Here is a 13174-nt window from a genome sequence, read left to right on the forward strand (position 1 = left end):
AGTCTGACAATGGGGGGAAGGCATCGATTTCGGCGGTCTCGTGGTCTAGGTAGTCCGCGATCTGCTGCTGTTCGCGGCGTGGTGGGACAGGCACCTGGAACCCCGTCAGCATGGGTCGCCGAAGTGACTCGACCGTTGATTTCGCTGTGCTCCCTTGCAAAGAAAAACCGAAGTGGCCAACCATTACATAGTAGAGAAATCGACCTATCACTAAGTTAGATGGTTCAATTACATATACACGTTGATGCGCTGCAAATTTTCCAGCTAGATGATGAAATATCTGACCGACATTTCCATCGCCTGCAGTGAGGACTGCTTCAGTGTCATGGGTATATTGATTGAGTCGAAGTAATTTAGGCGAACGAACAACGAATGGATACGCACCTTCCGCGTCTGAATCTTGGACATCTGCGGAGCCAGTTCCAATCTTCGATATGAGTCCAAGTTGAGAAGTTCGCCAGGTGGTGGGAAGCTTATTCAACCATGGATACTTAGGTGCGCTCATCGCTTAACCGCCTCCAGCCGCATACGAATACGACCTAGAACCTCATCGAGATCACGGTCAATCTCTTCCAGTGGTCGAGGAGGAACATACTCGTAGAAGTGCCGCGTGAATGGGATCTCCGCTCCCTCCTTGGTCTTGGACTCGTCGATCCAGGCGTCGGGTACGAAGGGCTTCACCTCTCATTCCAGGTACTCGTGGATGTCCTGATCCCAGGGAACGTTCTCGGTGTCCCGCAGTGAGGAGTCTGGCTCCGGTTTGCGCACCCTGTTGAGAACGACATCGCCTTCCTCATCGCGTTCGCTGAGTTCGTTGACGACAACCTTCAGAACGGCGGGCTTGAGGATGATTCCTGCCTCATTCAGCACATCGGTCAGATGCTTGCTGAAGCTATCTCGGTTGGTGAAGACCTCACCGGACGAACGCTGGGACTGGAGGTCGAGGGCGGAACGGAGCGAAGCGGCGTCGTCGGCGGGGAGTTTTTCGATCTGCTTGGCGGCCATGACGCGCTCGATGCGCTCGGTGGTGTAGGCGAAGTTCAACTTGAGGGGACGCTCGACCGTGATGGTGCGGTAGAAGAAGTCCTCGGTGCGGAAGATCTTGGAGCGCTTGGATTCGGCGAACCCGTCGTAAAGGGTGGCGATGTCCTCAATATTTTGAGGTGATAGTTCCTTGCGCTTGGAACCCACGGATTTGCGCATCTTGACGAACATGTCGGTGGCGTCGATGAGCTGGACCTTGCCGCGGCGTTCCGGGGCCTTGTCTTTGGACAGCACCCAGATGTAAGTGGAGATGCCGGTGTTGTAGAACATGTCCGTGGGGAGGCCGATGATGGCTTCCAAATAGTCGTTGTCGAGGACCCATTTGCGGATATTCGACTCGCCCGAGCCAGCGCCGCCGGTGAATAGTGGGGAGCCGTTGAGGACAATGGCCGCGCGGCCAGCAGCAGTTTCCGGTTGGCTGGCGCTGGGCTCGCGCATTTTGGAGATCAAGTGCATGAGGAAGAGGAGCGAGCCGTCCGAGACGCGCGGGAGGCCCGGGCCGAAGCGGCCACTGAACCCGGCGAGTGTGTGCTCGGACTCGACTTCCTTGCGGTTCTGCTTCCAGTCCACGCCGAACGGAGGGTTGGAAAGGCAGTAGTGAACGTGCGGTTCTCGAACGCAGGGTTGGTGAGGGTGTTGCCCAGGACAATGTTGTCGATGGGCTGGCCCTTGACCACCATGTCTGCCTTGCAGATGGCATAGGAGGCAGGTTGATCTCCTGGCCGAGGAGGTTAACTTGAGCCTGGCTGTTGAGCTTCTTGATCTTGTCGTCGGCTACGGAGAGCATGCCGCCGGTGCCGGCGGTGGGGTCGTAGACCTCACGGATCACTCCGGGCGTTGAGAGGTCTTCCTCGCCGTTGAGGAGGAGCGTGACCATGAGGTCGATGACTTCGCGCGGGGTGAAGTGCTCACCGGCGGTTTCGTTGGAGGCCTCGGCGAATTTGCGTATCAGTTCCTCGAAGATGTGGCCCATCTTCTCGTTGCTGACCGCATCCGGGTGGAGGTTGGCCTTGGAGAAGTGCTGGAGGATCTGCAGAAGGAGGTCGTGGGAGGCGAGGTCCACGATGGTGTCCTCGAACTTGTACCGCAGGAAGATGTCCCGCACGTTGCTCGAGAAGGTGTTGACGTAGTCGCGGAGGTTCTCTTCAAGGTTGTCTGGATCGCCTTGCAATGACTTGAGGTCATGCTGGGATCGGTTGAAGAAGCTGTAGGGGTGCTGTGCTCGGTTTCGGAGCATGGCGATGGGCGGCTCGGTGTCCACGTAGGTGGGGCCGATGGCCTCCAGGACAGCTTCCTTGGTGGGTGCCAGGACCGCATCCAACCGGAACAGGACAGTGAACGGCAGGATGATGTCGCCGTACTCGTGCTGCTTGTAGGTGCCGCGGAGGATGTCTGCGGCACCCCAGATGAAGGATGCGTGGTTGAACACTGTGGGTGGCTGCCTTACTTGGTGGAGAAGTTCGGTCGACTGAACATCCTAAACTTCGAGCACTGAGAGTTGTCTATGAATCACGATCAACGGGAACGCCAAAACCAGCTTCAAGGTGTACTTACCAGATGCAGATGCGACCAACGCAACAAATAGAAACATGGGCCCCAGGGTTGAGTTTTTCAGGTGGCCCAATTCATTGTAGACCCATGAGCGGAAACGAAGTTATACTCGTAGATCAGTACGTTTCGAAGATGCAAGAAGCTCGTGACGAGCCCCTGGCAGACGACGTTGCCTTCGAAATTTTCGCCGCGTCTATGGCACTCCGCGGTGAAGACGTTACCGACGATATCATTGAAAGTGGCCTAGTTGGAGGGGGGGTGGATGGCGGGATTGACGCAGTATACGTATTCTTGGACGGCATCCCGCTTGATGAAGATTCGGAAGTGCTTCAAGAAGGGTTTCGTGAAAGTGAGATCCGGCGTGGAGCGAAACTAACGTTACATTTTGTCCAGGCTAAGAGGTCTCCGTCATTCACGGAAACGGCATTTGATAAAGTTTTGGCGAGTACCGGTAAACTACTCGACCTGAGTGTTGACCTCGATAACCTTTTACAGCAATACGCTCCCGACGTTGTCGCCAGGTTTGGAATTTTCCGTCAAGCCTGGCTCAAGTTGAACTTAAGGTTTCCATCAATTTCTGTAAAATTTTCTTACGTGACTCGTGGTGAGACTAGGGAAGTTCATGCGAACGTTTTACAAAAATGTGATGATCTGAAATTACAATTTCAGCGGATTATTCCAAGTTTAGACACCTCGGAGGTGTCGCTACTGGGTGTGAAAGAGCTATGGGCGAGGATCGCTGCGCTGCCTCAATATGACCTGCAGCTTCGGTTTGAAGACTATGTCTCAAAGGGGGATTCTTATGCTGGAATTGTTTCTCTGCCGGACTACTATGGTTTTATAGTAGGCGAGCGTCACAACCTTAGGGGTCATCTATTTGAATCCAACGTAAGAGACTTCCAGGGGGATGTGGCAGTCAACCGTCAAATATCTCAAACTTTGGAGTCGAATGATTCGGGTGATTTTTGGTGGTTCAATAATGGAATCACGATTCTCTGCTCTGATGTAAATATTGGCGGCGATAAGAAATTTTCTCTGTCTAATGTACAGATAGTGAATGGGCTTCAAACGTCACATTCGATTTACCGCTCCTTAGCTAATGATGGACTGGAGTTGGAGCGTAACAGAAATCGTTCAGTTCAAGTTCGAGTCATAAAGACGCAAGATCCTGAAGTGAGAGACCGTGTAATTAGAGCAACGAACAGCCAGACCAAGGTTCCCGATGCTTCATTGCATGCCACAGAAGAAATCCATAGACAAATTGAATCGCATTTTATAAGCAATGGCTGGTATTATGACCGACGAAAGAACTTCTACAAAAACTCCGGCAAGCCAAGTGAAAAAATAGTTAGCATTTCCGCTCTCGGTCAAGCGGTTATGGCGATTGGATTGAGCCGCCCAAATGATGCACGCGCGCGTCCAACGACACTGCTGAATAACGATAGCAATTATAAGCAGGTATTTAACGTCGCCCTTCCGCTGCCCACCTTTCTGTGGATAGCTAAGTGGCAACGAAAAGTCGACTCGCTACTACTCTCTGAAGCGGTCGGCGCGGATAGTTATACACGGACAAATGCTCGTTTTTATGTAAGTATGTATCTCGCTACGAAGAGATTGGGTGAAAAAATTCAATCACCCGGGCAGCTGTCTAACATAGTTACCCAGGATCTGGATATCACCGAAGAAGATGTAAAGTTGGGATTATCCGTCGTTCTAGAAGAGGCCGAAACCCTGATGGTGGAGAATGACTGGTTATTGGACCGAGTATCAAAGAGCGGTGAGCTAAATTTACCCGTGATTCGTAGAGCTCTAAGCTCGGATCAAACTTAAATTACGAGCTGGGAGATTTAATGATGTTGCTTCTCCTTGCCTCCAATCCGATCACGGAATGTTAGTGGCGTTTAGCATCGCATCGTTTCCGATGTTCGTGAGCACTCGGGGGCTGGATAGCCTCCGACGGCGAAGTCGTTGCCTACGACTTCGGTTTGGATCCTTGCGACTTTCTTCACCCCTACCCCAGGCGTTGAGATCATCTTCGAACCCACGCAGCGTTGATAGTTCGGGGATGTCGTGCTAGGCCAGGGTGAACCCGTGCGAGGTGTGGGGCGGGGTCCTGGCCGTCTCGGAGATACCGAGCGCGTCGCGTGCGCCGGTTGTCGCTTCCCGCGGGTATGGGTTGGCAAATCTGCGTCTCGTCACCCGGCCAGGTAGGCCTCATCGATCCCCAGATCCTGGGCCACCGTCACTACCAACGGACCGATGGTCTTGGGGTGATCCACGGCGGTTAGCGCACGCCCGCGGGCGGTTGCCAGTTTCTGGAGCGGTTGAGGGAACTTCAGTTCGGATTACAATAAGGGCCTATGGCGCACGATAGTCCCCGCGATCCTCAGGTCTGTAGCCCGATAATCAGTCTTGCCGACCTCAATCCCGACACACGCTGGCCTTCCACGCTGGCTATCTTGGTTCTCAGGTGGTTGGGCGAGTTCAACAGATTGCTATTTCGACCGCATCCACGACATTAGGCCCGTGTCAGGTCGTGCTTTTACTAGCGGTCCGCTTGTGCCAGTACAGGCCCCGGTTGCTACACCGCCCCCGGTCACAGGCCATTGCTGCAGGCGTCATGTCGCGGACGGCTGGTCGCCTACGCCCTAATCCTCTCGGGCAGGGGCGCGACGAGGAAAGTTACGAGGTTCTGTAACGAGCTTCGAGTGATGCCCCTCTCTCATCCCGGTGCTTCGCCCGGGGGCTGCTCGATGGGCTGACCGAGGTCATATTCTAAATGGAGTGAATTATGAAATAATCGTTTAGCTCATAATATTAGGGAAGTTCGTTATGACTAAGCGACAACTGTGGCCAGCCATCGGTTACGAGGAGCAGACTTGGGTACCCAGCGCAAACGTGGCCTGGGGTGTGGATGCCGGGCCCGCGGCGTCGTCACGTTTCTATCGCGCAGCCCTGGCCCCCGCCATTGCTGGGCGCACACCCACACTCAGCCCCGAAGTTCTCCGGGCGGCAGAAGAAGCTGAACGGGAACTCGCTCGATTCGATGCGGAGTCGGGACAGCATATTGAATCGTTCGCGCCCGTGCTGCTGCGTTCGGAAGCGGCGTCGTCCTCACAGATCGAAAACCTAACGGCATCTGCACGGGCCATTTGCAGTGCGGAACTCGGGGCTAAGCGCAGCCGTAATGCGGAGGAGATTGCCGCGAACACCCGTGCCGTGCGGGCCGCCATCAATCTGGCCCGCGATCTCACCGTGGACTCGATCCGCGAGGTGTATCGGGTGTTGATGGGGGATCAGCTGCGCCACACGCCGGGGACATGGCGGAGCGAACCCGTGTAATTCGGCGCACGGTCCGATTCTCCGGTGGGGGCCGTTTACGTGGCTCCGCACCACCTCCACATTCCTGGCCTCATGACTGATCTCGCGACCTTCATAAGTGACTTGTCCGTACCCCCGCTCGTATCCGTGGCTGTGGCGCACGCCCAATTCGAGACCATTCACCCTTTCACCGACGGCAATGGCCGAACAGGTCGTGCGCTCGCGCAGTCCATGTTGCGCCACAGGGGGGTGACGCGGAATGTGTCGGTGCCGGTATCAGCGGGGCTGCTGGCCGATGTCGAGGGGTATCACGAGGCGTTGACCGCCTATCGAGCTGGGGAAGTGGAGCCAATCGTCAATCAGTTCGCGAACGCTTCGCTGAGGGCCGTCCATAATGCTCGGCACTTGGTGGAGGACATTGAACGCATCCGTGAAAGTTGGGATGGGCGTCTCCATGTCCGGCGCAACTCCAATGCGTGGAAACTGCTGGACGTTCTGGCACGCCGCCCGGTGCTCAACAGTGCTGCGGCGGCCGAGGAACTTGGCGTCAAGCAGCCCAATGTCTATCCGCCCTGCGTGCTCTGGTCGAGGCCGGCATCATCAAATCCAAGGCCGAGCACGGACTCGGACCGTTCTGGCGCAGCGACGAGGTGCTCGCCGCCATCGATGCCTTCGCGCAACGGGCCGGGCGGCGCTCCGCGGTCTGAGGGCGGTGCTGTCACAACGCGATTACTTCAACTCCGTGACCGGCACGAACTCGAAGCCCAATGCCTGGATGCCTTCCACCGTGTCCTTGAGGTAGTTGATGTCCAAGTAGGGGTGGAAGAAAAAGCTCGCGGTGGATTCGCGAACGGCCAGGTGCGCCTCGGCCCGGGAAACCAAGAACTCAGGGTCTCGAACCGCGTGGTTGTTCTGTTCCGATTCCGTGATGTTGCCCAGGTTCTCCGGGTACACCTTGCTGCCGTAGATGTCGTGCACCGAGTACGGGAAGTGCTGGCTGTACGTTCGCCCCGCTTCACTGGGTTCGCCCGACAGGATCCCCGCGAAGTAGTCGCTTTGCTCATACCGTGTGCCGTAGACCTCGGTCATTGCGGCGTATGCGTTCGGCGAGGCGGCATAGTGCGGGGTCTCGAAGATTTCAGGTTCTCCAAGCCCCGAGTCGATCATGACCTGCCGGCCCTGTTCGATGCGTGTCTTGTGCTGGTCCACATCATCTTCCGGAACCCTGCCGATCTGGCGAATGTACGAGGTGTTCTCACAGTCACCGAACTCGTACGGCTGCTGCGCCGTGGCACTGCACCCGAAGCGATAGAACTCGTAATCCTCACCCGTGCGGCCGCTGTACGGATTGTCGAGAGTGCCGAACTGGTGCGTAGTGCCGTGTTGAATCAGCATTCCTCCGCGATCCTGCATGTACTTGAGTGCGTCCACCACCTCGGGGCGGTCCAGCAGGCTCAACCCGTACCAGTCATCCCTGTCCGGGGTCCTGGCAATATGAATGGGCATCACAGCCACCTGGAACGGGGCACCTGCTTCGTGCAGGTAGTCGGCCACCGCGCGCAGATCTGCGGGATCCGATTCCGGTCCCACGTCTTCCAGGCGCACCGCGGCTTGCTTGACCGGGGCCGTCTCCGGAGCCAGGAGGTCGTAGAACAGGTCCGAATAGATCAGGTACGTATCATTTTCGTCGATGTAATCCAGCGGGATCTCACTCACGAACGTGAGGTTCTTGGAACGCACGGCCCACGGGACTTCCTGGGCGCCGTCGGCTTCATCGGACACGCACGAGACCGGGGCGTCGTCCCTGCGGCACTGCCCCGTGGCCAACACGTCCGCGGCATCTTCGGATCCGATGACGGGCGCTTCAAGAGTCTCCACCGATTCCGTGTACCGGGCCACGTCCTTGTCGTTGTAACCCACGGTGTGAATCAGATCGCTGCTCACGGTCTGCGTTTCTGTCGGGTCCCAGCCGAACTCGGCCTGGAACGACGCCGTTCGGTCACCTTCTTCGGCCGCGATCGCGTTCAAGTTCTTTCCCACCCACATCACGGGTACGTCCAAGGAGATCACGTCGTCCAAGAACGTCTGCGGGGGAGCGGTGGAAGAGTCAGTTCCGATGTACACGACTGCGTCGTACTCGGTCATGGCATTGTCCGCGTAGTCGGCCGCAGCCTTGATGTCGGCCGTACCGAAATGCGTCACCAGATTCCCTGTGGCTACGGCGTAGAGCTCACCATTTGTTGCAGGTTCGTCGGTCTCGTCGTAGAGAACCAACGTGGCGGCTTTGCCTTCCTCGCCGAAAAACGCGGCAAAGTCCGCTTCAGGACTGTCCGGTTCACCTTCCGCCACGGTCGTGTACTCCCTGGCCAGAGGGGAGCCCTGCCCCTCGCGGAGCGAGTCGTTGGTCAGGCCGAACACCACGCCCGCGGATACGAGTAACAGCACCAGCAACCCCGCCACCCATGCCGCACGTTGGCCCCTCGTCAATTCGAAAGTCTTGCTCATGTCTCTCCCCGCTCTCAGCTGCCCGGTTCGGCAGTCACCTCGAGGTCCAAGAATCGAACCCGAGCGTCCTCGGTGTACAAACCGATGGAGCCGCCCCGGTAGGGGCGTTCCCTGTCGATCACGTTGGCCAGAATGTGTCCGTTGACGCTGACGGTCATTTGAGGCCAGTTCTGCTCGACCTTGACGCGATACTCCTTACCGATGGGGAATGTCACGTCCTCCCCGGTCGCCAGGAAGCGTTGACTTCCCGGGTATTCGGGATCCTGTTTGGAGATCTCCCAGCCGTTGGGCTTAAGTGCCACGGCGTAGAAGTGGTCGTTGTCCCTGAAATTCCATAGCACCCAGCCGACTTCCCACACGTTGGGGGTACCTTCGCGCACCTGCTCCTCGGTTTTCACCGTGATCTCGAAATCGGCGTCCATGTAGCTGTCGGTCGTGTGCACGAGTGACCCGTGGGTGACATCCGCGGAGGTCGCCGCCTTGGGCTCCAGCACCACCTGCTGGTCCGTGCCGACGGTGCGCCCGTTCCCGTTGTACAGGGCCGTCCACCTGCCGTGGGTTTCCCCGTCCGCCCACGGCTGGAAGCGCCACACGTTATTGACCCCCGCCATGATCAAGAGCACCAGAAGCGCGACTCCCAGCAGCACCGCCAGGAATTTCCTCAGGTACGGCCTCACCGGTCAACTCCTCCGCGGACTCATCCACTTGATTCGTGCTTTCGACATTACGTTCCGTCTTGGACCACGAATTCTGCCCGACGACGGCGCGATAAGCGGCTTTCCAGCCCGCCACGTACCAGAGCAGCGCGTACAGCACATACCCGTGGATGAGCACCACGGCGGCAAATGGATTAAGCCCGTGGTGCTTCTCCTGAGACCAGTACACGAGCCCGAAGAGCACTGCGGGGCCGAAGGCGACCAGGTAGGCCGAGAGCCACCACGGGGAAACCACCGCTTGACCGAGGACTATTCCGATCAGAATATCCAGGACCCAGAAGGCGAATGCCGCACTCAGGAAGGATGTGACCAGCAGAAGGAACGGGCTGGTCAGGTGGTACAGGATGTCCGCGCGGCGCGTTCCCGAAAGATCCCGGAGCACCCAGGCACCAGATTCCAGGACTGAAGATGGCCCTGAAACCAGCGGGTGCGCTGTTTGATCCACCGTTTGACGTCCACGAGACCCTGTTGGTGAACAGATGACGTGGAGCAGAACTCGATGTCCCACTCATCGATGTGTAGACGAACGCCCAGGTCGAGGTCTTCGGTGAGACTGCGCGACCACGGGGACTGACCCAGTCCGGTGAGAGCGGACAGTCGCACGAACTGACCGTTACCGCCCAGGCCGACACTGCCCAGGTGCCGTCGACCGCGTTGGAACACGTGCGTGAACAACACGAATTCGATGTCCTGCATCCGAGCCAGAAGGTTCTGCTGACGATTGTTGATGCGCACGCCGATCTGCACGGCCCCCAAATGCTCGTCCAGGAACAAGGGCATGACCTCGGTGAGAGCATGGGGATCGAGCCGCCCGTCCGCGTCCATCACACACACGATCACGTCCGATTGCGGCAGCCCCGCGATCAAGTCGCTACCCTCCAGATGACGGATGGCCGCGTTCAGCGCCTCGCCCTTACCCTGACGGGCCTCGGGAAGAACGCGTTGGAACAGGTGAACCCGGGGATCCGGATGCGACCGAACAATGTCCGCGGTGCCGTCATCGGATCCGTCATCAATGACAAGAATATGAATTCGCGAATAATCCAGGCTGGTCAGTCGGTCGAGACTGGCCTTGAGAACGCGGTCTTCGTTCAAACACGGGACAACGAAAACCACCGTGGTCTCCGATTCAGGAAGTGCCTCACGTCTAGGGGAAACCTTGCTTCTGCGCGGCTCGAAACGAGAAAGCACCAGCAAGAACAATCCATAAATGACACTCACGAGCACCAGCGAAATAGCCAGCCACAGGACCAAATCAATTCTGTTTCCGAAAAACATCACCATGGCGGAGCTTTTACCTTTGACCTGGGTGTTCGTCGGAGCTGATCGTTGCGCGACTGTCTCGGACGTGCCGACCGGTGTGCAGTGCGTCTGATCCGCCTGTGATCGCTGCTGCCGAAGCACTTCTGGAGTGCTGGCGCAGCGTGTGCCAGGTGGTGTAGGCGCTCGAAAGGGTGACGGCGCACAGCATGAAGAGCATGTAAGCCAAGAACAACACCATGGCGATCATCAAAAGTAACCGGCCGCCACTTTGCAGGATCGACTGGGCGGTTTCCGACACGCTGGCCACGGTGTTTAATGGCGCGCTTAAAGCTAATAACATGAGTTTCCCCCAAGAGTCAGTCCTGTTCACCAACAGGACCCGCGGCACCATTCTGCGATGGAGTGCCGGTTCAGGTCATTGTGCCAGCACGCCCGGATTCCGGCAAGTTATTTTAATGAGTTCGAATTAGATGCATACGCAACAGGGGACAAAAGAAAAGTCGACTGATCACATTCTCGTCGAGGGCTGTCGCCATCCCGCTCCGACGAGTCCTGTTGGCCGGCTGGTGAGGGCCAGTCACCAGGAGGGCTCCCGGCCTCAGCGCGCCTTCACCGACTCAAAAGCCAGGGTCAGCCGCAGTTCGTTCACCCTCCCGACACCTTTTGATGAGTAACTCAAAATATGACATAGTTCAGATATGACCTCGACCACATCGTCCGCGCAGCCGCGGAAGCAGGAGAACGGTGGCGACAGCGCCGTCGTACCCCTGCCCTGGGCCGCGCGGATCCGAGAGGCCGGGCTGCGCGTCACCAAGCCACGGCTGGCGGTGCTGGACGCTCTGGAACGCAATCAGCACGCCACCGCTGACGAGGTGCTCGCCGTGGTCCGCACGGTGATGCCGGGCATTACCGTGCAGTCCATTTACGTGGTGCTGCATTCTCTGACCAAGGCCGGATTGTTGCGCCAGCTGGACCTGGCCAACTCCCCGTCCCGGTACGAGACCCGGGTGGACGACAATCACCACCATGCGGTGTGCACGGTGTGCGGACGCATCGAGGACGTTGCCTGCGCCGTCGGGCACGCCCCGTGTTTGGTCCCCTCCGAAGCCCACGGAATGAACATCCACGTGGCCGATGTCGTCTACCAAGGCGTCTGCCCCGAGTGCTCGGTCGTGAAGGCCGCGAACACGGTGCGGACATAAACCTCACCAGACCTCCGGAACGCCCGCCCGGGTCGACCGGTTTGCCCACCCGTCCCAATCAACCAAGGAGTACGTGATGACGGAAACCACACCGCACGGCACAGGTTCGACCACCCAGGCCGGCATCCCGGCCGTCAGCGACCGCAACTCGCTGACCACCGGCCGTGATGGAGCCATCGTGCTGCACGACCACCACCTGGTGGAGACCCTGCAGCACTTCAACCGCATGAACGTTCCGGAGCGTCGTCCGCACGCCAAGGGCGCCGGTGCATTCGGTACCTTCGAGGTCACCGAGACGTCTCCAAGTGGACCAAGGCGGACTTCCTGCAGCAGGGCAAGAAGACCGACATGCTGCTGCGTTTCTCCACCGTGGCCGGCGAGCTGGGCTCCCCGGACACCTGGCGCGACGTTCGCGGCTTCGCCCTGAAGTTCTACACCGAAGAGGGCAACTTCGACCTGGTGGGTAACAACACCCCCATCTTCTTCGTGCGCGACCCAATGAAGTTCCCGCACTTCATCCGCTCCCAGAAGCGCCTGCCGGACTCCGGCCTGCGTGACGGCACCATGCAGTGGGACTTCTGGACTCAGAACCCCGAGTCCGCACACCAGGTGACCTACCTGATGGGCCCGCGCGGTCTGCCCAAGACCTGGCGTCATATGAACGGCTACGGCTCCCACACCTTCATGTGGGTCAACGAGTCCGGTGAGAAGTTCTGGGTCAAGTGGCACTTCATCAGCCAGCAGGGCGTGGAGTACCTCTCCAACGAAGAGGCCGAGGCACTGGCCGGCGCTGACGCCGAGGTCCACCGCCGCGACCTGTTCGACGCCATCAAGCGTGGCGAGCACCCCTCGTGGGATCTGTACGTGCAGGTCATGCCCTACGAAGAGGCCAAGACCTACCGCTACAACCCGTTCGACCTGACCAAGATCTGGTCGCAGAAGGACTACCCGCGCCACAAGGTCGGCACCATGACCTTGAACCGCAACCCGGAGAACTTCTTCGCTCAGATCGAGCAGGCTGCGTTCTCCCCGGCCAACGTCGTTCCCGGCGTGGGCATGAGCCCGGACAAGATGCTGCTGGGCCGTAACTTCGCCTACCAGGATGCTCAGCGCTACCGTATCGGCACCAACTTCCAGCAGCTGCCGGTGAACCGCCCGATCAACGACGTTCACACCTACAACTTCGAGGGCAACATGTGGTACGAGCACACCGGTGCTCGCAGCGTGTACGCCCCGAACTCGTTCGGTGACTCCTGGTCGGACGAGGTCGGTCCCGTGGACAACGGCTGGGAGGACGACGGCGCTCTGGTGCGCGAGGCTTACACCCTCCGCCAGGACGACGACGACTTCGGCCAGGCCGGCACCCTGATCCGCGAGGTCTTCAGCGACGCCGAGCGCGACGAGTTCGTCAAGACCGTTGCCGGCGCCTGGACGGCGTGGTGGAGCCGGTGCTGTCCAACGCCTTCCAGTACTGGAAGAACGTGGACGAGAACATCGGTCAGCGCATCGAGGAGGCCGTGAAGGCCAACTCCTCCGGCGACGTCGTCCCCGGTATGGGTGTTGACGAGGACT

11 protein-coding genes and 3 pseudogenes are annotated in these 13174 nt (G+C 58.5%); 6 read left to right on the plus strand and 8 right to left on the minus strand.

Translation table 11 applies throughout. The features are described from left to right. The 3 genes and pseudogenes from YO9_RS16945 to YO9_RS20615 form a co-directional block, all read right to left on the minus strand. Window positions 1-505, minus strand: a 505-nt coding sequence (locus YO9_RS16945; protein ID WP_223286124.1) for a restriction endonuclease subunit S, incomplete at its 3' end; no start/stop codon positions are given. Window positions 506-684: 179 nt separating this feature from the next. Then, a complete protein-coding gene (locus tag YO9_RS20610) occupies window positions 685-1614 on the minus strand; it encodes an N-6 DNA methylase (RefSeq protein ID WP_016996531.1) in 930 nt (309 codons plus the stop codon). Window positions 1615-1804: 190 nt separating this feature from the next. Further along, window positions 1805-2473 (minus strand): annotated as a pseudogene (locus YO9_RS20615) (type I restriction-modification system subunit M); the annotation flags it as partial. A 209-nt stretch (window positions 2474-2682) separates the two neighbouring features. On the opposite strand from YO9_RS20615, the gene YO9_RS16950 reads away from it, so the two are divergent. From YO9_RS16950 to YO9_RS16965, 4 genes and pseudogenes are all read left to right on the plus strand, one after another. After that, a complete protein-coding gene (locus YO9_RS16950; RefSeq protein WP_223286125.1) occupies window positions 2683-4425 on the plus strand; it encodes an AIPR family protein in 1743 nt (580 codons plus the stop codon). 1002 nt (window positions 4426-5427) lie between these two features. Next, window positions 5428-5937 (plus strand): Fic/DOC family N-terminal domain-containing protein, encoded by a 510-nt coding sequence (locus YO9_RS16955; protein ID WP_016996534.1) that lies wholly within the window; start codon window positions 5428-5430, stop codon window positions 5935-5937. 72 nt (window positions 5938-6009) lie between these two features. Further along, window positions 6010-6093, plus strand: a pseudogene (locus YO9_RS21390) (hypothetical protein); the annotation flags it as partial. 299 nt (window positions 6094-6392) lie between these two features. Next, window positions 6393-6623: a hypothetical protein gene (locus YO9_RS16965; protein WP_223286126.1), complete on the plus strand. Its 231-nt coding sequence runs from the start codon at window positions 6393-6395 to the stop codon at window positions 6621-6623. A gap of 22 nt (window positions 6624-6645) precedes the next feature. On the opposite strand, the gene YO9_RS0105190 is transcribed toward YO9_RS16965, so the two are convergent. From YO9_RS0105190 to YO9_RS0105205, 5 genes are read right to left on the minus strand one after another with little or no spacing between them, the layout of a single operon-like run. Beyond that, window positions 6646-8421, minus strand: a complete 1776-nt coding sequence (locus YO9_RS0105190) for a DUF2334 domain-containing protein (protein WP_016996536.1) — start codon at window positions 8419-8421, stop codon at window positions 6646-6648. 14 nt (window positions 8422-8435) lie between these two features. Further along, on the minus strand, window positions 8436-9068 hold the full coding sequence (locus YO9_RS0105195; RefSeq protein WP_016996537.1) for a 3-keto-alpha-glucoside-1,2-lyase-like domain-containing protein: 633 nt from the start codon (window positions 9066-9068) through the stop codon (window positions 8436-8438). After that, window positions 9016-9519 (minus strand): hypothetical protein, encoded by a 504-nt coding sequence (locus YO9_RS16970; protein ID WP_223286127.1) that lies wholly within the window; start codon window positions 9517-9519, stop codon window positions 9016-9018. Before YO9_RS16970 ends, YO9_RS0105195 begins: the two co-directional genes overlap by 53 nt. Beyond that, on the minus strand, window positions 9468-10421 hold the full coding sequence (locus tag YO9_RS0105200; protein ID WP_223286128.1) for a glycosyltransferase: 954 nt from the start codon (window positions 10419-10421) through the stop codon (window positions 9468-9470). Before YO9_RS0105200 ends, YO9_RS16970 begins: the two co-directional genes overlap by 52 nt. 10 nt (window positions 10422-10431) lie before the next feature. Further along, complete coding sequence (locus tag YO9_RS0105205) at window positions 10432-10698, minus strand: hypothetical protein (protein ID WP_223286129.1); 267 nt, start codon at window positions 10696-10698, stop codon at window positions 10432-10434. Window positions 10699-11098: 400 nt separating this feature from the next. Between YO9_RS0105205 and YO9_RS0105210 the strand changes: the two genes are divergently transcribed. Both YO9_RS0105210 and YO9_RS0105215 read left to right on the plus strand, forming a co-directional pair. Next, the gene (locus YO9_RS0105210; RefSeq protein ID WP_016996539.1) at window positions 11099-11602 is read left to right on the plus strand and encodes a Fur family transcriptional regulator; all 504 of its coding nucleotides are present in this window, start codon (window positions 11099-11101) and stop codon (window positions 11600-11602) included. Window positions 11603-11678: 76 nt separating this feature from the next. Then, window positions 11679-13123 (plus strand): annotated as a pseudogene (locus tag YO9_RS0105215) (catalase). Window positions 13124-13174 lie beyond the last annotated feature (51 nt).

Origin of the sequence: Kocuria atrinae C3-8 (assembly GCF_000286355.1) — a bacterium.
GTDB lineage: Bacteria > Actinomycetota > Actinomycetes > Actinomycetales > Micrococcaceae > Kocuria > Kocuria atrinae_A.